This window comes from Paenibacillus sp. AK121, assembly GCF_019042715.1.
In the GTDB taxonomy this organism is placed as follows: domain Bacteria; phylum Bacillota; class Bacilli; order Paenibacillales; family Paenibacillaceae; genus Paenibacillus; species Paenibacillus polymyxa_C.
The window spans coordinates 226,583-249,882 of the sequence record NZ_JAHPJM010000002.1; the positions used below are offsets into that span (position 1 = coordinate 226,583).

A 23,300-nucleotide genomic window follows, 5' to 3' on the forward strand; every position below is an offset into this window, starting at 1 on the left:
TGCAGGAGAGGGAAAGGGCAGAAGAGCATTGAAACAGACAGAGAGTTCGAATTTGCAAGAAGGACGGCGGCTGAAATGAAGTCTAACCGGTTGTCGTCACAACGTCGTTATATGCCAGGTTTGGATGGATTAAGAGCACTGGCGGTCATCGCAGTCATTGTGTATCATCTGAATCCGGATTGGTTGCCGGGTGGTTTGTTGGGTGTAGGCGTCTTTTTTACTTTGTCGGGGTATCTGATTACAGATATTCTAGTCAGTCAGTGGGATACATATCATAGTTTTAAAATGAAAGATTTCTGGGTGCGTCGTGCCAGAAGGTTGCTGCCTGCCATGCTGACGGTTGTGGCTGCCATTGTCCTGTGCTCGTTGCTTTTCGATCCGTCACGGCTTACGGCCTTGCGCGGAGATGTACCTGCCGCATTGGTGTATATGAGCAATTGGTGGTTTATTTTTCATCAGGTTTCGTATTTTGAAAGTTTCGGCCCTCCTTCTCCGCTTGGGCATCTGTGGTCGTTGGCGGTGGAGGAGCAGTTTTATATCCTGTGGCCTTTATTGCTGGCGCTTGGACTAAAGTACATGCCCAAGCGTATTGTACTGGCCGGATGGGTGATTTGTCTGGCGTTAATATCCGCGCTCCTCATGGCCGTGATTTACGTACCGGGAAGCGATCCGAGCCGGGTATATTATGGCACGGATACACGTGGCTTTGCTCTACTGATTGGTGCGGCGCTGGCCTTGGTATGGCCAAGCGGCAAGCTGAAAGAGCATGCTTCTGCGAAGGCGCGCCTGCTTCTCGATGGCATCGGTGCAATCAGCTTGCTGCTGCTTTTCCACTGGGCGTGGGCCTCGAATGAATATGATCCATCTCTGTACCGCGGCGGCTTGCTGGGGATTGCTGTGGTCACTGCTATTGTGGTCGCAGCGTTGGCACACCCAGTGAGCCATCTCGGTCGCCTGCTTGGATGCAAGCCGCTACGCTGGATAGGCGCCCGTTCCTACGGACTGTATCTATGGCATTTTCCAGTTATCACGCTAACTATACCTCAGGTGGACACCGATGGTGTGCATGTGATGCGTATCGTTATACAATTGCTAGCTACCATACTGCTGGCGTCTCTCTCGTTTAAATATGTCGAGGAACCGATTCGGCACGATGGATTCCGGCACTGGATTGCAGGAATTCGTTCAGCGGTTCGTCGACAGGTGCGGTGGAGATGGATCTCTACAACCGCAACAGCAATGTTTTGTATAGGTATTGGTGTGGGTACAGTTCACCTGTACGTGGTATCTCCTGACGCAACATTGCAGGCAGCATCTAGTGATGAGAAGCCAATTGCAAAGGCAAAGGCGATGCCGCCGCTTCACGGAACGGTGTCCGTAGCTTCCAAGGAGCCTACAGCCATCAAGCCACAAGGAGTCCAGGACAGTAAAGCTCCGTCTCAAGCCCAGACGCCTAAAAACACGACAGTCAAGGCTGGTACTGCGGATGGCGTTACGACGAAGACGGAACCTTCGACTACATCCAAACAGGCTAAGTCTATGACAGGCGATGGTTCGAGCGTGACCGCCATTGGAGACTCTGTCATGCTCGATGTACAGTCGTACATTGAGGAATACTTCCCGGGGGCCGTTGTGGATGGACGGATCGGCCGTCAAATGACGGAAGCGCCTGCTGTACTGGAGCAACTGAGACAGAACGGACAGCTGGGTAAGACGGTGATTATTGAACTGGGTACGAACGGCGCTTTTACCAAGGACCAGTTATCTGATCTGCTCGCCAGCCTGAAGGATACGAAGCGTATTATACTTGTGAATACCCGTGTACCACGGCCCTGGGAGAGCATTGTGAACAAGCATCTTGCCGAAGCTGCATCCCAAGATCCGCGAATTACAATGATTGACTGGTATGCAGCAAGCTCCGGTAAAAACTCATATTTTGAGCATGATGGAGTACATTTAAAACCTAAAGGCGCTAAAGCCTATGCATCTTTGCTGGCTGAGGCCCTGACGAAGCAATCTTAATGAGCAGAACCGCAATGATATTCATAAATTATGCAAATGCAAGATAAGAAACCACCGGGAGTAGGTTGTGCGTCCCCTGGTTGAAGTGCACCCTTAAACTTTCATTGGCTAAACTTCAGAGTTTTGCAATGTTCGTTGTAAGGTGCCCTTTCACCCTGCTCCGGTGGTTTTTCTTATTTTAGTGTGGAGGTACATAATCTAATGGAAAAGGGTTATTCACATAGTAGAACAAGTGAGCACCGTTTGAAGAGGAACAGAAGAAGGCTGATACTGATTGCTATTATATTATTTGTGGCAGGCTGTATTACTTTTATTGCGATAAAGGTTTCGGATAGCAAGCCACACGCGCCGACCCAGGAGCTTGCTAAAAAAACGGATTCCGGCTCATCAAATGTTAAAGCCAGCGCAGGGGCAAAGGGTAAAGCGGCCTCTCCAAAAAATGATCCCGATGTAGAAGACGGTGCCTTTGTCGAAAAATATTTAAATCAGCAAATGCTAGGGCAAATGCCCGATGGAGCTGATGGTAAAAAAGTGGCCTACTTATCCTTTGATGACGGACCATCCGTGACGGTCACACCTCAGATATTAGATATTCTGAAAAAGCAGAAGGTCAAGGCAACCTTTTTTATTGTAGGTAAAGAAGCCAATGAAAATGAGCACACCAGGAACCTTATCAAAAGAATTGTCAAAGAGGGTCACGCGATAGGAAACCATACGTACTCACATAATTATAAATATTTATATCCGAACAGACGAGTAAATACGGATCATGTTATGCAGGAGATCGAGAAGAACAATCAGGTTCTAAAAAGCATTCTGGGGCCAGAATTCTCCACCAGAATGATCCGCTTCCCTGGGGGCCACATGACATGGAACAGAAGAGATCCACAGGGAATGGCTGCTCTGGATAAGGTTTTGCGTCAAAAGGATTACCATCAGGTGGACTGGAATGTATTAACGAAGGATGCAGAGGGAAGATCCAAGAAAGCACCGGCACTAATCAACCAGTTTATAAGGTCAGTCAAAGGTCGAGAAAAAGCAATCATACTCATGCATGACACCTATGGTAAAGAAGAAACGGCCAAAGCATTGCCGCAAATCATAGAATATCTGAAGAAACAGGGATATGAATTTAAGGTAATGAAGTAAGTAAGATAGGCATAAATGAGGAAAGGACGGGGCTGATCGCCACCGTCCTTTGTGCTATCTAAGAGTATATAGTCCGCATCGTTTAGATGCGCTCCGCTTCTCCCATCGCCTGAATGAAAGCGCCAATACCTTTGGGATCGTTAGTTATAATCGGCTCACTGATATAGTAAGCGAAGGTACCATCCCGGCGATCCTTACCTCCCAGACCGCTTACTTGTACTGTTTTGTTCAGATTTACAAGTCCTTCTTCAGTAATCGTGATAAACTCATCAATAATACCTTTACGGATGATTTCCGCCTCTTGACGATAATGCTCTGGCAGATAGCCTTTGCGAACACCTTTGGCAATAGCATATAGAATCATGCAGGAAGCAGATGCTTCCAGATAGTTGCCTTTCACATGGCCCAGATTGAGCACCTGATAAAAGACGCCGCTTTCCTTATCACGCACTTTCAGCAAGGCCTCCAGTGTTTCGTTCAGCATATCGATCAAGACGGGACGATCTGCATGATCTTCTGGGATGTAGTCCAGCACGTCGACGAGTGCCATGACAAACCAGCCCATTGAGCGGCCCCAGAAATTTTTGGAACAGCCTGTTTCCGGGTTGCACCAAGGCTGCTCCAGCTTCTCATCCCAAGCGTGATAGAGCAGACCCGTTTCAGGATCACGCGTATGCTTGTAGCATAGCTTGAATTGCAGGGTCACATCGTCAAACTCTGATGGATCTCCGAATTCGCGAATAAACTCAGCATAGAACGGGGCACCCATGTACAAGCCGTCAAGCCAAATTTGATACGGATAAATTTGCTTATGCCAGAATGCGCCCTCGCTTGTGCGTGGATGTTTTTCCAGCTGACTGCGTAATTGGAAGGCTGCCTTTTTATAGCGTTCATCTCCTGTGGCACGATACAGAGTGAAGAGCAGCTTACCGTTATTTACGTGGTCAATATTGTACTCATCTACTTTATAGCGCTGAATCACGCCATTTTCGTCAACAAAGTGATCCATATGTTTTTTTATATATTCCATATACTTGGGATCACCTGTCAGTTCGCCAACCCATTCCAGACCTCTGTAAATCACGCCATGGTCATATTCCCATTTCTCATAACGTTCTGGACTCCGTTTAAGCACGGATTCGCTCATACGTACAGCCCAGGATTCTGTTTTTGTAGGATTGGTTGTTGGTTGCGAAGTTGAATTTGCCATGATACAGTCACCTCTTCAGTAAAGTTTAATCTGTAATTGTTATTGCTGATTACATAGACGGAGTGTGTGTCTTAGGGTCAACGGGTCTGCTCTTGAAGCCCACATTGTTGTTGCCCCAGCACCGCTCGTAGCTGAAGCCTGTCAGCTGTTCGAACACTTTGCGAGCCTCTGGCTTGGCTGATTTCATCGAGCCGCCGTTTTTGAGGCGGTCAATCTCGGCGATTAGCTTCTTGTGGCTGTCAATATCCAGCTTCATTACAACAGAAGCAATCATCCCGATGATCGCGAGAACGATCGTACCCACCACGAGTACATAAAAGATAGCGTGCTGAGCAGAGACTGGCTGACTTTCAGCTCCGGATACAAAGCCAAAGTGCTGTAACACCCAGCCGAGAATGAAAACGACAACGGCCCGCACCATTTTTCCGGCAAAAGTCATCATACCCGCATAAATACCTTCCCGGCGACGACCAGTTAACGCTTCATCCACATCGGCAAGGAACGTGTATTGATTCCAAGGGATGTAGTAGACGCCACCCGTACCAAGTCCCATGAACAGTGTGATGACATATAGCCACATCATTGTATTAGAGGCTCCCGTCATATAGAGCAGGCCATAACCTGCTACGCTAAAGCAAACGACGACGAGTGCGGCGATGAAAGGCATACGAAACCCTTTACGCACACAGAATTGGATGAAGAAATAGGTAGAAATTAATTGAATGACAGAGTTAAAGCTGTTCAGATTGGATACCATCTCCGAGCTTTGGAACAAGGAGAAGACAATAAAGTACGTAAAAGCTGAAGTAAACAGCCACTCGGCTGAAAATCCGCCCAGGTACATCCCGAGATGATGACGGAACGTCTTGACCCGAAAAGTGGAGGAAATGTCGATAAACAACTTTTTCATGGAATCTATAAAGGAAAGCGGAGCTTCACCTTCCAGTTCCTTTTGCAGTTCTTCACTTGGACGTTCCCAGGAGTTTTTGTACAAGAAAGCCATGGCAATCAGCAGAATTGCTGCAAAAACGAGACCGGTATACAAGAAAGGCAATGGAGAGTCTTTGCCGTAAGCAGCAATAAAGCGACCAGGGATAAAAGCGGCAGCAAAATTGGCGATTTTACCAAACATGGCCTTCCATCCAGTCAATCTGGAGCGTGCGCCGAAGTCTCGGGTCATCTCAGACGCTAGTGCTTCATACGGCACCATGACAGAGGTGTACACCAGTTCAAACAGCACGTACGTACTCAGGTAATACCAGAAGCCCAGCCCATCTATCCAAAGCATCGGATACACGAGCATCAGCGGGATACCCATCATGATGAAAAAACGGCGTCTGCCGAATTTACGGCCTAAGCGGGTTCGGTGAAAGTTATCGCTGATAAAGCCCATGATCGGATTGCTGACCGCATCTATGATGCTGGCAACAGAGAAAATGGCTGCGGCCTGAACAGGAGACAGTCCGCAAAAGGTTGTATAAAAGTACATTAACCATGCACCGCTAATAGCGAGTGCGCCACTTCCCAGCATGTTACCGCTTCCATAGGCAAGTGTATGTTTCAGTGTGATTTTTCGTTCCATGATCTGTTCACCTCATATTTTGTCTGGTTATGAGGACAATCACCGGTCGCTATATTATGCAGAATTGTCTAGGTTGGTAGATGGGCCAGGCGTCCTGATTAGGTAGGGCTTTTACCGTGCCCCTATATTTCCGCTCGGAGTACCCGAGCCAATCAGATCGCTTCCTTTGGCCAGCTTAAGGAAATCACCCAGCTGGATGGAACCGTCTGCGCCTCGAGTGATGGAAGGCACGAGACTGACAAAGTCGTCTGCACTGGCTGCGAGACCTTTGGCATTCGTCGTTTTTTTGTTTTTCCACCAAACGTTTGAGTTATCTTGATCTGTGCCACTTGTTTTATCACTTGCTGTTCCTTCAAAAGAGAGATTGTTAATGAACACGTGTTCACCCTTGTCAAAGGCGAAATTGCTTTGTCCATTGTCCCATGAAGTATTGTTGGTCAAAGTAATTGTGCCAGGGTTGCTATTGTAGGTGAATCCGTGTTTTTTGTTCTGGAAAGCAATACTGTTTTTTACAATATGGTTGACTTTGATTTTGTCTCCACCCAGCTTAAAGCCGTTGCCGTCACTGTTCGCAGTAGACGTTCCATCAGAGGTTTGCCCGTTGTGATGGGCCACACTGTTCAAAATGGTTACGGCACCGATCGGGCCTGTTTCCGTTTTGCTGTACAGATCCCAGCCATCGTCTACGTTGTACGCTGCCAAGCAGTTATCGAACACATTGCCTGATCCTACAGTCAGTTTGGCTGCGAAGCCATCGGCATCCTCACCATTATCGGGATCGGCATTATCGTGAGAGTAGGAATTCAAGATCAAATTGTTCGCAGGCCACTCACTGGTGGAAGCGTTAGGGGAGTAACGCCCGAGCTGAAGTCCGGTGTCCCGATTGTGGTGGGTTTCCACATTTTCAATTCGGTTATTACTGCCGCCGATATAGATACCGTTATCTCCGGCACCTTTGACTTCAAGACCTTTGACCAGCCAGAAGTCTCCGTTAAGCTGAAGTCCCCGATTGGCTGAACCAAAGGCCTGAGCAGAAAAATCAAGTACAGGCTTTTCGCTACCGTAAGCGACTAACCCTTTGAGTGAGCCGTTACTGCCGTTATTTCCACGCTGAATTGTAATCGTTGAAGAGTAGGCGTAGTTACCACCGCGCAGGTAGATGGTTTTACCAGGAGCAATTTGTGTCAGTGCTGCTTCGAGGGTGGTAGGACTAGATATCGTGCCTGGATTGGACACGTTACCATTAGGAGCTACATACAAATCACCTGCCGCTAACGTGGTGGAAACAGCTGCTGAATCGGTTGCGCTGACGGCCTCCTCTGTGAGTGTGGTAGAGGGGAGGTTGTTGGATGGAACATCTGCGTAAGCGGTTCCAATAAAGAAAGAAGAAGCAAAAACAAAAGAAACACCGAGTCTTAGAGCGTTAAAGCCGTTTTTTGAACGATCATTCCGTTTATACATGTAAATTCCTCCTTATCTGAGCTCATATTTTAAAAGAAGATAGCACATATAAAAGTGGATCATGCTGTCTTTCCATTAAAAAACAGGACACCTCCTGGGGGGACAGATTAATCTATCATAAGTCCAAGACGCTCTAAGAAGTATATGCACAGTGTAATATATGTTAACGTTTGCATCAACAGTTTTTTATTGTTTTTTTGATATTGTGAAAAAAAGTTCACACTTTTGTTTCAACTAAAAATATGGTTTTGCAAGGCTGGGAAAATTTGATTATACTTAAACATTATACATATAATAGAAATGAAAACTGTTGAAAAGGTGGGTTTAGCGCATGGAGAGCGGGAAGCATTTGACGAGTTCAACTTCCGAACCATTGCAGGAAAAGCGACCGCGAATGAACAATGAGATGATCGATTGGCTTAAGGCAATTATTGTTGCCGTTGTGCTCGTGTTCATTATACGTTGGCTGTTATTTGCACCATTTATTGTTGAGGGAGCATCCATGGAACCGAATTTCAAAACAGATGAACGAGTGGTCGTGAATAAGGTAATTTACGATTTTCGTGACCCCAAGGCAAGCGAGGTTGTTGTATTCCATGTAAAAAAGGAACAAAAGGACTTTATTAAGCGTGTTATTGGAGTGGCTGGAGATACCATTCAGTATCAAGGTGATCATCTTTATGTGAACGGTAAGAAAGTAGAGGAGCCATACATTCAAGGAGCTATCCAAGATGCTCACGCCAAGGGAGAATTATATAATAATGTGGACTTTCCAAATGGCACTATAACCGATTCCAAGGTTCCTGAGGGGTATATTTTTGTGATGGGTGACCACCGCAATAATAGTAGGGATAGCCGTGCTATTGGTTTTGTTTCCATCAAGGACATTGTTGGACGTGCGGATGTGATTTTTTGGCCGATGGATAGCGCGCAATGGGTTAAGCATAAATAATGTCAGAGTACGGGCATGGACATCACGAAGACAAGAGGACTTGCGTAAACTTTACGCAAGTCCTCTTTGGGTCATCTGTAATGATGTAATTGCCTCAGCCTTTGACGGCCCCGGCCACTACGCCCTTAACAATGTATTTTTGCAGAAAGATAAATACGATAATGGAGGGCAGCACAGCCATTACCATCGCGGTCATGGCATATTGCCAGTCTGATGTATATTGCCCAACGAAGGTATAGGCAGCCAGCGTAAGTGTTTTGGTGCTGGGTGAGCCGTTAACCATGAGAAGTGGAAGCAGAAAATCGTTCCATATCCACATCACGTCGATAATAACAATAGTGGCGGTGACCGATTTCAGCAACGGGAAGATGACGGAAAAGAAAAGCCGGAAGCCTGAGGCTCCGTCGATCTTGGCGCTTTCGTCAATCTCGACCGGAATGCCTTTCACAAAGCCGTGATAGATAAACACTGCCAACGGGGCTCCAAAACCCCAGTACAGCAGGCCAAGCCCCCAAGTGCTGTCTGCCAAATTCAAGTCTTTCGCCAGGCGCAAGACGGTCAGCATAATAGACTGAAATGGGATCAGCATCGGCATAATGCACAGCATGTAAATGGCGGAGCTCCACTTGCTTTTCGTCCGTGCCAGCTTATAGGCAGCGATGGAGGATATTAGCACAATGCCTGCCAGCCCGAGCACAGTAATAATCGTGTTATTCAGAAATAAGCGTGGATAGTCAATGAACTTCCATACATATACGTAGTTATCCAGCGAAAGCTGCTTAGGCAGCGCAATGACGTCGGTCATGACCTCAGCGAAGCTTTTGAACGAATTGTTAATGGCGAGAAACAGCGGATACAAGAATAACAGCGACAATACAATCATGCCCGCTTCCAGCAAAATACGTCCCGTACGGCTGCGTTGCATCAGGCTTCAACCTCCCTGCGTTTGAAAATAGACAATTGAATAATCGTAATGACCAGCACTGCAACGAATAAAATCAAGGCTTTGGCTGTTCCGTAGCCATACAGATTGTTTTGGAACGTATCTCGGTAAATATCATACGCAATGCTGTATGTCGTACCTCCTGGCCCACCGCCAGTCAGCGATAAAATGACGTCGAACACCTTGATCGAGTTGGTCAGTGCCATGAAGACCGAGATCGTAATCGAGGGTGCGAGCATCGGTAAAATAATACTGAAAAATCTCCGAATCGGCCCTGCTCCGTCAACGATGGCAGCCTCTTTTAGATCTTCAGGTACAGATTGCAGGCCTGCGATATAAATGACCATGTAAAAGCCAATCGATTGCCAGATGGATACCGCCAAAATGGAAATAAACGCGAGCCCTTCCTCGCCTAGCCAACTGAGCTGGAAGATGCCCCAGCCTGTACTGTGTCCCAGTGACTCAAAACCTTGCATAAAGATGAATTTCCATATAAAGCCGACAATGACGAGGCTGAGGATATAAGGAATGAAGAAAGCCGCGCGCAGCCAGGCCGAGCTTTTGAGCTTCATGTCGAGGACGAGCGCCAGCAAAATGGCTAGCACGTTTACCAGTACAATGTACAAAATGGCATATTTGATCGTAAACCAGGCTGCATGTGCAAAGTTAGCGTCTCCGAGCAGGATTTGCTTGAAGTTATCCAGACCTACGAATTTCGGATGTTTGGATATGCCGTTCCACTTAGTCAGGGAATAGCGTATCGTCATCAAAAACGGAATATAAAATGCAATTGTAATGCACAAAATTACGGGCAGTGTGAATAAACCAAATTCCAGCTTACTGCCCTTGTCGCCCCATGTTCCCCTTTTTTTCAGCATAACGCACCTCTTTTTCTCAGCATTTTCCGGTCTTTCGCTCCAAGCTGTTTAAGATATAATGAAAGTATAGGATAGCCCCTAGGGCCGGACCAATGGATTTAAGAAAACAGTTGAGGGTAAAAATGTGTACGCTTTCAAAAGGGGCGGTTATCATGATGTCAGGGCATGTAGGAACAATCCTTCGATCCATGTGGAGGCGGATTACGCAAAAATTAGTGAACAAGCTCATTCTGCTTTTTACCTCGGTGATTATTCTGGTGGTGGGCTCACTCACGATTATTTCCTATCAGATGATTGAAAAGGAGTCGGTTAATCATAGCATCGCCAGCACGACGAATAATCTGCTGCTGGTTAATCAGAATTTGGAGGATTACTTGGAGGGAATGCAGCAGTTGGCCCTTCCACAGCTTCGCTATAACGATATCATGAACGCGATTGCCAATGAGAACCGGGACTACGCTGCACGAATGGTCATTGAAAATTACTTGCGCAACATGTTCTATTCCCGCAATGATCTGGAAGCGATTTATCTGTATGTGGCGGACCGGCATCAATACTACGTGGTGACTAGGGAAACGTACAATATTACAGTACGCAAAGGAATAAACACGGATATTCCCAAGCTTCCCTGGTATAAAGAGGCGATGGACAGTACCGCTAACGAATCTTTTCAATCCTTTGTGGAGTCCCGCTCTGATATGGGCTATGTGGCGCCACAAGCCAGCTTTATGGCTTACCATCGAGTGCTGAGATCGATTGCATCCCGTCACCCGCAGGCAGTGTTGTCCTTTTATTACAACACGAGTGCCGTAGATGAAATCATGCGAAATATTCCACTGGGTAAAGGGGATCAACTGATGCTAATCAGCCCCAAGCGGGTTCCCTTTTATGTGAACAGCCTTCCGCTGTATGAACGAATGCGTGATTCTGGCGTATTGGCCCAGATCGGAGAGGGAGGAAGCGGACAAGTAACGTGGTCAGACAGCAACAGCAACCAGGAGTATTTAGTCGTGTATGATGCAGGTGAAAAGGACGGGTGGCAGCTCATCAAGCCGATTCCATATCGCCAAATTTATGAGGCAGCTACGACCACACGGAATTGGAGTTATGTCATCGGGGCTTTATTTTTAGGTGTGTCTATTATTTTGGTGACCTTGACCTCGAACGCCATTACCCGACCTTTACATAAGCTATCTACCCAGATGAAACGGTTCAGCACCGGAGATTTTGAGGCAAGGGCTCCTGTGAAGGGGCATGACGAGATTGCGTATTTGTCGCTGCACTTTAACGAAATGGTCCAAAGAACCGAAGAACTTATTAATGAGCGCTATCGCATGAAGCTGGTCGAAAAGAATGCCATACTCAAGGCACTGGAGGCTGAGATTAATCCCCATTTTCTGTACAATGCCTTACAAGCCATATCTACACAGGCATTAAAACGGAAGATGTTCGATATGGCGGATATGGTGGATGCATTGGCCCAAACTTTGCGGTATTCCATCAACGGCAAGGATATCGTAGCTGCCCGCGAGGAGCTCAAGCATATTGAACGATATATAGGTCTGCAAAAGGCAAGATTCGGGGCGAGACTTCAGGTCGAAGTGGTATGGGAGGACACGCTGATGGAGCTGCCAATTCCGAGATTATCCGTGCAAACGTTGGTAGAAAACTCTATCAAGCATGCACTAGAAAAAGTATCAAGTGACATTCTGATCGTCATTTCAGCCGAATCGGGTGCTACAGACGCTACAATTTCAGTCAGGGACAACGGACCTGGAATTTCAGAGGACAAGCTGAAAATAGTGTTGGATTCGTTCCACGAAAAATGGGAAGAGCGGGAGAGCGAGCATATTGGCTTGAAGAATTTGAACACACGGTTGAAGCTTTTGTATGGAGATCAGGCAGGATTATTCATACTTACGGATGAAACGGGAACGGAAATGAGAATGCAAATTCCCCGGGAAGGAGTCGACCATGTATAACGTATTGATTATTGACGATGAAGAACCGTTACGAGAAGCCATTCGTATTGTTGGAGACTGGGATCGTCTGGGTATCGAACATATTTATGAGGCGACAAATGGAAGGTTGGGGATGGAACTGCTCGGTCAGCACCCTATCGATGTGGTGATGGTGGATATGAAAATGCCGGAGATGAACGGCATTGAATTTCTTCGTGTGATCGAAAAGGCATATCCCCATCTGCTGACCATTGTCATTAGTGGCTACAACGACTTTGAATTTACGCGACAAGCGATTCAATCGCGGGTGGTAGATTATCTGCTCAAACCTATCAATCGCCAGGATCTGAATCAGGCACTGCGCAAGGCGGTGGACATTCTGGAAACCCGCAAGCAAAGCCAAGACGAGTTCATTAACCAAAACATTACGCTAAATATGTCTTTGCCGAAGCTGAAAGAGAAGCTGTATGTATCCATTTTGGATGGCAGCTTTAAAAGGCAGGCCAATACGGCGTTGCTTCCACTAATCGGAGCGGATCAGCTAGGGAACCGCTTTGGGGTGATTGTGCTGCGGCTGCTGAACAGGGATGAGATTCGTAGGACTCGTTTTCATGGCGATGTCGATCTGATGGATTTTGCCGTAACTAATGTATTAGCGCAGACATCAGATGAACGGTTGCGTTGTTTTAGCTTCCCCCATCCGCGAAGAGAGCGTGAGGTCGTTTCGATCTGTACCCTGGCCCCAGGACAAGAAGAACATATGTCCCTCCTACTGGCACAAGTGGCACAGAAGGCGGTTGCGAACCTGCATGGGCTGTTCAGTATGGTGGTAGCAGCCGGAGTGGGCAAGCTCTGTTCAGACGTAGTGGAGCTGGCTTCTGCGTATAGGGATGCCAAGAGGTTCATTCACAATACAGATGTGTTGAAGCTGGAAGGGGAATCTATTCTCCATACGGTACCGCGGCAAATGGGGACGTCAGAGGAAATGCCATGGACGGATCGGCTGTTGTCGATCCAAAAGGATGCTCAGACCGGTCAGGCCAACCGAGCAAAGGTACTCCTGGGCGATCTACTGAAACAATTGGCAACAGGTCCTATTTTCCGTTTACAGGATGCGGATCGATTGCTGCGGGAGTTTCATTTTTTACTGAGAGAAGCAGCGATTGAGTTGGGTACGCCTATGTCTGCGTCTAATCAGGAGGGAACTTTGGGGGAATTGGGTCGTGTGATTGAAGGCGAGCTATCTGCTGATTTTGTGAGCTTTGCCGACTACAGCCAGAGACTATACCAGATACTGGAGCTCTACATTGCCGGGGTCCAACATGCACAGGCGGGTAACCAACCCTTTGATATTACAGAGATCAAAAAATACATCGAGCGATACTATTTTGAAGATATCAAAATCTCGTTTTTTGCCGAAACCTATTTTTTGAGCCGGGAATATCTGATGAAGTTGTTCAAGCAGCAATTTGGTTACGGCATTCACGAATATGTACAGAAGGTCAGAATGGACAAGGCGAAGGAGCTACTGGGTGATTCCAGCCTGAAAATTCAGGAAATTTCCGATATGCTCGGTTACAAGGATAAAAACTATTTCAGCAAGGCTTTTCGCAATTATTATCAGGTGTCACCTTCAGAGTATCGCGTGAGCCTGCAATAAACCACTTTTTTACCCTTAACGCTTCACTAATCTGCCTTTTTAAATGAGGCAATATTTTTTAGAATGAGCGCATGAACGTTGATCACAAACAGATGGGGGAGTATCCATGTTAAAGAAGATGATGGCGTTATCCGGCAGTTTGCTTTTGACGGTCGGTTTGTTGAGCGGATGTGGAAGTAGTGGTGGCACAGATGCGGCTAAAGAAAGCACTGGCGGCAAAGATGATTTGAAAACGGTTACAATAAACATGTTTACAGCCTCACCGGAGTATACCGATGCCTTTAACGCGTATATTGAGGAGTATAAAAAGGTCAAGCCTAATGTAAAGATCAATCTGGAGATCATGCAGGCAGACTACAACACCATTCTCAAGTCAAAAATAGCTTCAGGCAGTACACCGGATGTGTTCCAGACCACGGCCGGAGGTGACATCGACACCTATGCTGATTATAGCGCTGATCTGACCAATGAACCGCTGGCAGCAGCCATGACGGATGCCGTCCGGGCCAATATGAGTTCCAGTGACGGCAAAGTGCTGGGATTACCAGTCAAGGGGAACCTGTTTGCTTTGATTTACAATAAAGATTTGCTTACCAAGGCTGGAATAACCTCTCCGCCGAAGACGATTGCCGAGATGCAGGATGCTGTTACCAAGCTAGAGGCGAAGGGCATTACTCCATTTGCTAATGCATATAAAGAGTGGTGGGTATGGAAGCATATCTTCCAACACTATGTAGATGCTGCTGCGCAGGATGCCGGGGTAGAGCCAAAGCAGCTCGTTGATGATTTTATTGCAGGTAAAGCAAAAATCAAGGACTATCCAGTGCTCTACAACAACTTCTTTAGCTTCATTGATCTGACAGTAAAACATGGCACAGATAAGCCGCTGGAACGGGACAGCAATGCGGGAGTAAGTGATTTTGCATCTGGAAAAGCTGCATTTATGACGGGTAAAGGTGCGTGGGATGAGGAAGCGATCAAGAAAATTAACCCTGATCTCAAGATTGGCATCATGGGATATCCGGTGAGTGACAAAGCGGACCAATCGGTCATCATTACCGGTGCGGATCAGGCGCTACGTATCAACAAGGACTCCGAAGTATCCAAAGAAACGATTGAATTCTTCAACTGGCTGTACACTTCGGAATACGGTAAGAACTGGTTCTCCCAGGTAGCGAAGGTGATTCCTCCAATTAAGGATGCACCGCTTCCTGATCTGGAAATGCCTAAGGAAATGGATAGCATTTTGAAAACATCCAAGTCCGGTGATCTGTCTGTCAACTACTCGCTGGATACATTCCACCAAAAATTTGGTGAGCTGATGCAGGCTTATATCAGTGGTAACATGAACAAGGATCAGGCGGTTGCAGAGATTGAGAAGGCATGGGTCCAATTAGGCTCAGCGCAATAAAACTGGTTTCGCAGAGGCGCCCGTAAGGGCGTCTTTTTGTGTTATGGCTAAGAGTCGGGAAAAATGTAGACAAAAAAATATTTAATAATATTTAAATATTTACTTGCAAAAAGTTATTAAGTTGTGGATAATAGATTGTGTGCAATATATCTATAATCTTACGATATACATAATGACTGCAAGGTGCAAATACGAAGGGATACCCCGGTTGGGGGAATCTCTTTGTTTCGTTTGGACTGTGCCGATTATGCTTATAATAGACCGTGTAATTTGGAACGCATTTTTAGTTATGTGGTAGAGATAAAAAGGAGATGAGCGTTTTGAAGACTTCGTTGTTTACACCGTACACACTCAAAGATTTGGAGTTAAAAAATCGTGTGGTCATGGCCCCAATGTGCCAATACTCGGTGACAGCCAAGGACGGAATTCCGAATGATTGGCATCATGTCCACTACCTAAGCCGGGCAATTGGAGGCACGGGTCTGATTATTATAGAAATGACGGACGTGGAACCGGATGGGCGGATTACGGATTACGATCTGGGGCTTTGGTCAGATGAACATATTCCGGCGTATAAGAAGCTGGTCGACGGTATTCATGCGCACGGGGCCAAGGTTGGCATACAGATTGCTCATGCAGGCCGTAAAGCTGAGGATGCAGCAGAGCCGGTGGCTCCTTCGGCCATTGCATACCCGGATGCAAATTATAAACAGCCGCGCGCACTGACCACAGAGGAAGTCCGTGGTATGGTACAAAAATTCGGAGACGCTGCCCGCCGGGCGGTTCAAGCAGGCGTGGATACAATCGAGCTTCACGGTGCACACGGTTACCTGATTCACCAATTCCACTCGCCAGTTACGAACAAACGGGATGACGAGTATGGTAAGGATTTATCCCGTTTCGGCGTAGAAGTCGTTCAGGCTGTGCGTAAGCAAATGCCTGCGGGTATGCCGTTAATCTTCCGCATCAGCGCGGTGGAATACGTAGATGGTGGATACGATGTGGATCATGCTATTGAGCTGTGCCGCGCATATCAGGCTGCAGGCGTAGATATGATCCATGTCAGCTCGGGCGGAGAAGGCCCGGCTGGAGCCAGAAAACCAGGCAACTACCCGGGCTATCAAGTGCCGTTTGCTCGCCAAATCCGCGAGGCGCTGAACATCCCAGTAATCGCCGTCGGCATACTGGATGACCCAGCCTTAGCGCAGTCTGTAATCGGCAATGAGGATGCCGATCTGGTCGCTGTAGGACGCGGATTGCTGCGCGACTCTTATTGGGCGATTCATGCAGCGGTGGCGCTGCGCGGCGAAAAGCCCTCCGTACCTGAACAATATCAACGTGGCTACTGAGGCCTAAGTATTCCCACGTTGTTTATATATAAACAGGCACCTGGAACGAAGTGTACGCTTCGTCGGGTGCCTGTTTTGTTTTTATGGGGATAATGATCGTAAATGAATAATAGTGATTACTTTTACATTTTGTGGATAGATAAATCTGTATAATAGTTGTATTTAGTGTGTATAGGAGGATGAAAGAAATGCAGTATGTTATTGAAACGAAGGAACTCCGCAAACAGTTTGGGATGTCGATAGCTGTAGACGATATTTCCTTACATGTAGAACGGGGCAGCATCTACGGTTTTCTAGGTGAAAATGGAGCTGGCAAAACAACGACCATCCGCATGCTGATGAGGCTGATTGAGCCTACAAGTGGGGAGGTTTTTTTATTTGGCGAGCGGTTGGAGAAAAACTACCCGTCCATCTTTTCCAAGATTGGCACAATTATTGAAACACCCGGTCTATATGAAAACTTGAGTGCACGCGATAATCTGAGAATCTGCTGTACGTACATGGGGGTACAGGATGATGGGAGAATTGAACGAACCCTAACTACGGTGGGGTTAGAGCATACTGGAAAAAAGAAGTTCAAAGATTTTTCCCTGGGAATGAAACAGCGATTAGGGATTGCCAGGGCCCTTGTTCATGATCCTGAGTTGCTTATATTAGATGAGCCAACGAACGGGTTAGACCCATCAGGAATTAAGGAAATTCGTCAGCTATTAAAGAAGTTGTGCGAGGAACAAGGGAAAACAATTCTTATTTCTAGCCATATTCTAAGCGAAATCCAACAATTAGCTACACACATCGGGATTATACATAATGGAAAACTGTTAGCGGAAGATCGACTGAGTCAGTTGGAGGAAGGTTTTGAACAATATACAGATCTAAAAGTAGACGATGCAGAAGTAGTACAGACATTTCTACAAGAGCACATGAAGCAGCTACAATCTCAGGTATTATCTCCACAACAACTAAGAATTTATAGTCCGATTGAAAATACATCTGCGTTAAATAAACAGTTAATAGATCATCAATTTTCCGTCTATGAGATACACACCTCAAAACAGACGCTAGAGGAGTACTTTTTGACTCTCATTTCAGGAGAGGATGGGCGACGTGATTAGAGCAGAACTTATTAAGCTTAAAGGCTCTAAAGCCTTCCTGTTAAGCTATATTATATTGCTGGCTGTTGTACTGCTGGAATTCGCTTTGAGCGCTATTTTTTATAGATATTCAATTGATAAACGGGGTTGGACCTACTATTTTGAAGGCATAGTCCTTTTCGTTAATGTTGCAGCCGGATTTGTCAGTTATTACATTTTAACGAGTCATATTTTTGCGAGAGAGTACCAGGAAAACACGCACATCTTTATGTTTACCACGCCTGTCACCAGGGCTAAATTTTATTTTAGTAAATTGATCATTATTTATGGGTTTATTATTGTGTCGCTATTTATCGTTCTGTTTCTGTCTGCAGTATTAGGCATGTTCATTACAAATCGGCCTTTAACGATGGCTATCTGGGTATATCAAATCCAGATATTTGCCAAAATGTGCGTGATGCATGCGATGCTCATCCCGGTCGCCTCTTTTTTTGCTATACGCTGGAAAAGCATTATGGTGGTTGTACTCGTAGTTTGTACTGTTATATTTTTGAATTTTATATACAAAAGTGAATGGTATCCGTGGATTGTACCCTATCTTTTGTCTCCCAATGAAGGAAGTGCGATCATATACGTCAATACTCTCATAGCGTGGTTGAGTTTATCCATAACTTTTCTTCTTGGATTGTTTTTATCCTTATGGGCATATCAAAGAAGAAATTAGAGGGAGAGTATTTTTCAAAGGAGGTTTATTATGCTTGCCCTGTTCAAAGTAGAGTGCTTGAAACTGAAAGGTACTAAAATTCTTTGGTTAAGCATTATTATTTTAGCATTAACCATTGCTTTGGAATTCTATAGTTATACGGGAAGTACCAAATATTCCATTGACCGTGATGGTTGGAATGACTACTTTATGAGTGTTGTTATTCTTATTAACTTTTTGACTGGGTATATGAGCTACTATATTTTGACTTGCTATATCTATGCGAGGGAGTATCAAGAGAGGACCCATATGGCCTTGTTCACAAGCCCGGTTCGTCGGAGTCGTCTTTACTTCAGCAAGCTGCTTGTTATTTATATGTACATCGCTGTCAGTCTTCTGTTGGCATTTGGGCTATCTGCGCTGTTGGGTATGTTAATTACGACCAGACCGCTAACCTTTGAAATCGTTATGTATCAGCTGGGAATCTTCACTAAAATGATTATTATGCATGCTATGCTCATTCCGACCATCACGTTCTTCGCCATTCGCTGGAAAAAATTTGTGCCTGCTATTATGGGAATGTGTACGGTTATGTGTTTAAACTTTGTTTTGGTTAATACACCTGGAAATACCTTTTATCCCTGGACTGTACCCGTATTGTTTTCTCCGCATGGCACACTGGGCAGAACATTTACGAATGTTCCTGGAGGAATCATCAGTATTTGTTTCATTTTTGTACTAGGGCTTTTATTGGCGTTAAGAAGCTATACCCGTATAGAGACACAGTAGAATATGTAAGCAGCAAAGGACGATGAGTGTCCATATAAGATTGGCTGGATGGGGCTGTAAAATGTTGTCGCTTAAGGGCGGATTTACGTGCTATAATTCCAGTAACAACAGAATGGCTTAGGTGGGCGGTCGGCTAAGTCTCCCGGAAGGGAGGTGATGCCTGTGGAGGTTAAGGATGCTCTGACATTAATGATGATGTTCGGCACGCTACTAGTAGCGTTGATCGGATTAATCGTTACCATTGTTATTGCGCTGAACCAAAACAAAAAGAAATAGACCGCCCTGCTCAAGGGGAAAACGGTCTATTTCTGTAGATCGCCTTTGAACAGCCGACCGCTCTTCAAAGCGGCTGTTGCCAAGAGTAGGGATGTTACCAGCATCCTTGCTCTTTTTTTAGTATATCCTTCTATCATTTATTTTAGCACATCTGAATAACCAATGTAACTGAATAACGCTGTTTACTTGGTGAAGATTTTAACTTCCTTCGGAGCAAGAGTCACAGTGATCGAACCGTTGTTAATCTGAACGGAGTCGTTGCTCAGCTGGTTAGTCAGGCGGGTTCCGTTGGACAGATTATCGAAGTTGCCAATCGTGCGGGTTTGACTATTCCAGGAGTTGTTGATAAATACGATGGCCTCGTCGCCATTTTTAGAGCGCTGAAAACTGTAAAAGGAGTCGTCGACCCATTTTTCCTTTTGGCTGCCGTTTTGTAGAGCAGGGTGGTTGTTGCGCACAGAGTTCAGCTTAGCGATGTACTGATACAGGTCATGGTTGGCGTTGAAATTCATATTCTCCCGATTGGCAGGATCATCTCCACCACTATAGCCTTGCTCTGTGCCTTGGTAGATAATTGGAATTCCGCGTGACGTCAGAGTAAAGCCCAAAGCAGTTTTGAGCTGTGGCCATTTGTCATAGTTAGCACCCGGCTTGCCGGAGGCGTCATTCAGGAAACGTTTTACATCATGATTGTCGATAAATACACCGTTGGTCTGAGCATCGCGATAGTAACGATCATCGGAGTAGCGATCCTTGATTTTTCTCATGGATTGATCGTGTCCGAACACGTCCTTGATTGTATAATACATCGGAAAATCTAATGCGGCATCGAGATATCGGGTATAATCCCCCACATAAGCAGGGTCGCCATGGAAAATTTCACCCATGGTGAAGGTATTGGCGGCTTGGTCAAAATCTTTTAGAAAACCCTTCGGTACATGCTTGGCGGTATCCAACCGCAGTCCGTCAATGCCTGTCTCATTAAGCAGCCATTTGATCCAGTTTTTAAGCTCATTTGCGGTAGCGGGGTTTTCATGATTTAGGTCATCCAGTCCAGCCACATCACCGTTTTCAATTTTCCATTGGTTGTTGGAGTTGTAGTCCCCCCCTGTAATGTCACCATTGTGATGGTACCAATCTGCTTTGTCAAAAGGAGCCTTGGCGAACCCGTTCCCCGGCTGAAAATCACCTGTGTGATTCACTACTACGTCTAGCATCACAGCAATATTTTTGTCATGTGCCTTGCGAACCAGCTCTTGGAACTTGTCCATTGTTCCGAGATGCCCGTCAACCGCATAAAAATCATACGTATGATAGCCGTGGTAAGCGTATTCACTCTTTTGCATCGTTACCGGGGTAATCCAGATTGCGGTAAACCCCATATTTTTAATGTAATCGAGTTTATCAATGATACCTTGAAAATCGCCACCGTGCCACTTGCGTTGATCGTTGTTGTTGGAATTGAAGCCACCGTAGTTATCGTTGGATGTATCTCCGTTGCTGAAACGGTCTGTCATGATAAAATAAATGCTCTGTTTGCTCCAGTCTGTGCCAAGGGGAGTTGGCTTGGAGAGGGTACCCGGATCTATAGAGGTGAAGGCGCTCGAAAGCGCCTCCGTTTGAGCAGTTACTTCAACTCCGTTAACATTGGGTGTGTAGGTAGAAGTGCTTACGTTTAAGGATACACCCGAAAGTTTTTCGGTTTGGATAGGTCCTGCCACTTCGTTGAGGTCGGTTGCGTAGGTGGAAGTCACTACGCTGACGGCACTTCCTGAAGGTGCCCCCGTTCGGATAGATCCTGCAGCTCCGTTCAAGCCGGGTGTGTAGGTAGAAGTTCCAGTGCTGAAAAGGTAGTTTTTAGTATTGTTGCTGTCCCAGTTGTTATTGCCGTCATTAAAAGCAGCTTCCAATTGGGAGGCAGAACCGATATCGACGGTAATTTTAGCATAGCCGCTAATTTCGGCATCCTGCATTTTCACACCAGGTGCAGCAGTCCAGCTACCACCAGCCGGACGGTAGTGAATGTAAGGTGAGTTGAAGCCTTTTTTGTAGTATACCGTTACTTTGTTAGTTGTACCGCCGCCATCCCCGGGATTCGCACCCGATGGAGCGCCTGGAGTGATCATTCCTGCATTGCCACTATTACCGGGCGTGTACGTAGAAGTGCCCGTGCTGAAGGAGTAGTTTTTGGTGTTGTTGCTGTCCCAGTTGTTATTGCCGTCGTTAAAAGCGGCTTCCAATTGGGAGGCAGAACCGATATCGACGGTAATTTTAGCATAGCCGCTAATTTCGGCATCCTGCATTTTCACACCAGGTGCAGCAGTCCAGCTACCACCAGCCGGACGGTAGTGAATGTAAGGCGAGTTGAAGCCTTTTTTATAGTATATCGTTACTTTGTTGCCTGTACCGCCATTATTGTCAGGCTTGGCTTTGCTGATGATATATTGTTTGAATCCACTCAACTCACCGGTTGGTGAGCCATCATTGTTGACGAGATTGTTAATGCGCAATAACGTAAATCCGTGATAACCGAACTTTGTGATTTTCTCCTCGATTTTTTGGAAGCCACTTCCACCCGTCGGGAGTGCATTTTCACCATTCAGGCGAACACCCTTGGCATTCGCGATAGAGGAGACGGTATCAACCAGGGTGGACGGCAGCGAATAATTCGGTGCTGTGCCACTGTCACTCATCTCCAGGCAAGTAAATGTCAAGTCTAGATCGGCATCCTTGAATTTCTGAATGAGACGGTTGTAATCATAATATCCACCCGCTTGTTCTGTGCCGTGCGGCATGGCAGGATTGTTCATTTGCCAGTGCAGACCAGAAATTTTGGCCCCGATCCGGACACCAAACACAGAATTGAAGTTTTTGTGGGCAGCTGCCCCGATGACACCTAGATGCTTCTCAAGCACACTTTGGTACCACGACAGAAAATCCTTTCCATACGTGGAATTATATCCACCATTCGTGTAAAATCCGTCCCCGTCGGTCGGTGGATTGATTTGGCTAAGGCTGGTAAGCTTGGTGCCCCAAGCAGCATTAATCTTGTCCAATGATCCGTACTTATCATTCATAGCTGTGCGGAATGCATTTTTGGCTGTTTCAGTATAAGCTTGGAACTTGCCTCGTCCCGGGTAGCTCCATCCTGCTGCTGGATAGTAGGACGGATAGCGCAATTCCCCGGAAGGACCGCCGCTCAAATAAATTTTGGGAATGATACTTTTATACCCGGCAAAGTTTTCAGCGAATGAGGCATACAGCTCGTCATATTGTTTACCGGTTCCGCTCCACAATGGGGAAAGGGCTTCACTATTGGCATAGCCGCTTTCGTCCTTGAACTGCATTTCATCTGCACTGCCCTTGCTCGACAGCCAGCTTGGCAGTGGGATGTTGCAGTCATCTCCCACATTTCCTCCACATTTATGCGTTGAGATGATAGGGACCCACTTCAGTCCCGCTTCTTTCACGGCATTTGCATAGGTTTTGTAGTAACTCCAATCGAACTGGTTATCTCCTGCGCTCTCCACATAGCCCCACCAGACGTCGGTAGTGATGGCATATACGCCATTGTTTTTCAACGTTTGTAGCTGCTTTTTAAAGGAACCCCAGTCATTGATTTTCGCCAGCGGTCCCATAACGGAAGCTTGAAAATCATCTGCAACCGCAGCGCTCGCCGTATTAGAGGGTGAGCCAATGAAGGCGGTCAGAGACAGCACAAGGCTTAATAGAAGCATACACCCTTTTTTCCATAGACTTCGATACAAGGTCAAACCGATCATCCTCCCCAAAGCATAGTCTAATTCGACAACATTTTGTAAACGTCTACAAAAATAGTATAAAGCAAGCGGTTGCATAAA

17 protein-coding genes are annotated in these 23,300 nt (G+C 46.2%); 11 read left to right on the forward strand and 6 right to left on the reverse strand.

The annotated features are described in order from the left end of the window. Window positions 1-75 precede the first annotated feature (75 nt). Both KSP24_RS04320 and KSP24_RS04325 read left to right on the forward strand, forming a co-directional pair. A complete protein-coding gene (locus KSP24_RS04320) occupies window positions 76-2,022 on the forward strand; it encodes an acyltransferase family protein (RefSeq protein ID WP_483311484.1) in 1,947 nt (648 codons plus the stop codon). A 201-nt stretch (window positions 2,023-2,223) separates the two neighbouring features. Beyond that, complete coding sequence (locus tag KSP24_RS04325) at window positions 2,224-3,171, forward strand: polysaccharide deacetylase family protein (RefSeq protein WP_216974555.1); 948 nt, start codon at window positions 2,224-2,226, stop codon at window positions 3,169-3,171. An 82-nt stretch (window positions 3,172-3,253) separates the two neighbouring features. On the opposite strand, the gene KSP24_RS04330 is transcribed toward KSP24_RS04325, so the two are convergent. The 3 genes from KSP24_RS04330 to KSP24_RS04340 form a co-directional block, all read right to left on the reverse strand. Continuing rightward, a complete protein-coding gene (locus tag KSP24_RS04330) occupies window positions 3,254-4,381 on the reverse strand; it encodes a glycoside hydrolase family 88/105 protein (RefSeq protein ID WP_013373705.1) in 1,128 nt (375 codons plus the stop codon). Window positions 4,382-4,430: 49 nt separating this feature from the next. Continuing rightward, window positions 4,431-5,963 carry an MFS transporter gene (locus KSP24_RS04335; RefSeq protein ID WP_064962769.1) on the reverse strand — a complete coding sequence of 511 codons (1,533 nt, stop codon included), beginning with the start codon at window positions 5,961-5,963 and terminating at the stop codon, window positions 4,431-4,433. A gap of 111 nt (window positions 5,964-6,074) precedes the next feature. Then, window positions 6,075-7,424: a right-handed parallel beta-helix repeat-containing protein gene (locus KSP24_RS04340; protein WP_216974556.1), complete on the reverse strand. Its 1,350-nt coding sequence runs from the start codon at window positions 7,422-7,424 to the stop codon at window positions 6,075-6,077. Between the two features lie 331 nt (window positions 7,425-7,755). Here KSP24_RS04340 and lepB point away from each other — a divergent pair, with 331 nt between their 5' ends. Then, the gene (gene lepB, locus KSP24_RS04345; RefSeq protein WP_216974557.1) at window positions 7,756-8,376 is read left to right on the forward strand and encodes a signal peptidase I; all 621 of its coding nucleotides are present in this window, start codon (window positions 7,756-7,758) and stop codon (window positions 8,374-8,376) included. A 94-nt stretch (window positions 8,377-8,470) separates the two neighbouring features. Here the strand turns inward: lepB and KSP24_RS04350 are convergent, their stop codons facing one another. Further along, complete coding sequence (locus KSP24_RS04350; RefSeq protein ID WP_013373701.1) at window positions 8,471-9,301, reverse strand: carbohydrate ABC transporter permease; 831 nt, start codon at window positions 9,299-9,301, stop codon at window positions 8,471-8,473. Then, on the reverse strand, window positions 9,301-10,197 hold the full coding sequence (locus KSP24_RS04355; RefSeq protein ID WP_016822645.1) for a carbohydrate ABC transporter permease: 897 nt from the start codon (window positions 10,195-10,197) through the stop codon (window positions 9,301-9,303). The genes KSP24_RS04350 and KSP24_RS04355 overlap by 1 nt, the downstream gene beginning before the upstream one ends. Before the next feature lie 122 nt (window positions 10,198-10,319). On the opposite strand from KSP24_RS04355, the gene KSP24_RS04360 reads away from it, so the two are divergent. The 8 genes from KSP24_RS04360 to KSP24_RS25125 all read left to right on the forward strand — a co-directional run bounded on the left by KSP24_RS04360 (window position 10,320) and on the right by KSP24_RS25125 (window position 19,440). Further along, the gene (locus KSP24_RS04360; RefSeq protein WP_216974558.1) at window positions 10,320-12,179 is read left to right on the forward strand and encodes a cache domain-containing sensor histidine kinase; all 1,860 of its coding nucleotides are present in this window, start codon (window positions 10,320-10,322) and stop codon (window positions 12,177-12,179) included. Then, window positions 12,172-13,818 carry a response regulator gene (locus KSP24_RS04365; RefSeq protein ID WP_045244736.1) on the forward strand — a complete coding sequence of 549 codons (1,647 nt, stop codon included), beginning with the start codon at window positions 12,172-12,174 and terminating at the stop codon, window positions 13,816-13,818. Before KSP24_RS04360 ends, KSP24_RS04365 begins: the two co-directional genes overlap by 8 nt. A gap of 106 nt (window positions 13,819-13,924) precedes the next feature. Next, a complete protein-coding gene (locus KSP24_RS04370) occupies window positions 13,925-15,229 on the forward strand; it encodes an ABC transporter substrate-binding protein (RefSeq protein ID WP_016822648.1) in 1,305 nt (434 codons plus the stop codon). A 320-nt stretch (window positions 15,230-15,549) separates the two neighbouring features. Then, a complete protein-coding gene (locus KSP24_RS04375) occupies window positions 15,550-16,578 on the forward strand; it encodes an NADH:flavin oxidoreductase/NADH oxidase (RefSeq protein WP_216974559.1) in 1,029 nt (342 codons plus the stop codon). 188 nt (window positions 16,579-16,766) lie between these two features. Then, the gene (locus KSP24_RS04380; protein ID WP_216974560.1) at window positions 16,767-17,693 is read left to right on the forward strand and encodes an ABC transporter ATP-binding protein; all 927 of its coding nucleotides are present in this window, start codon (window positions 16,767-16,769) and stop codon (window positions 17,691-17,693) included. Then, on the forward strand, window positions 17,677-18,396 hold the full coding sequence (locus tag KSP24_RS04385; RefSeq protein ID WP_254207599.1) for an ABC transporter permease: 720 nt from the start codon (window positions 17,677-17,679) through the stop codon (window positions 18,394-18,396). The genes KSP24_RS04380 and KSP24_RS04385 overlap by 17 nt, the downstream gene beginning before the upstream one ends. A gap of 30 nt (window positions 18,397-18,426) precedes the next feature. Then, a complete protein-coding gene (locus KSP24_RS04390) occupies window positions 18,427-19,164 on the forward strand; it encodes an ABC transporter permease (protein WP_216974562.1) in 738 nt (245 codons plus the stop codon). A gap of 162 nt (window positions 19,165-19,326) precedes the next feature. After that, complete coding sequence (locus tag KSP24_RS25125; protein WP_010347020.1) at window positions 19,327-19,440, forward strand: putative holin-like toxin; 114 nt, start codon at window positions 19,327-19,329, stop codon at window positions 19,438-19,440. A gap of 182 nt (window positions 19,441-19,622) precedes the next feature. On the opposite strand, the gene KSP24_RS04395 is transcribed toward KSP24_RS25125, so the two are convergent. Further along, on the reverse strand, window positions 19,623-23,213 hold the full coding sequence (locus tag KSP24_RS04395) for a family 14 glycosylhydrolase (RefSeq protein ID WP_216974563.1): 3,591 nt from the start codon (window positions 23,211-23,213) through the stop codon (window positions 19,623-19,625). Window positions 23,214-23,300: the final 87 nt, after the last annotated feature.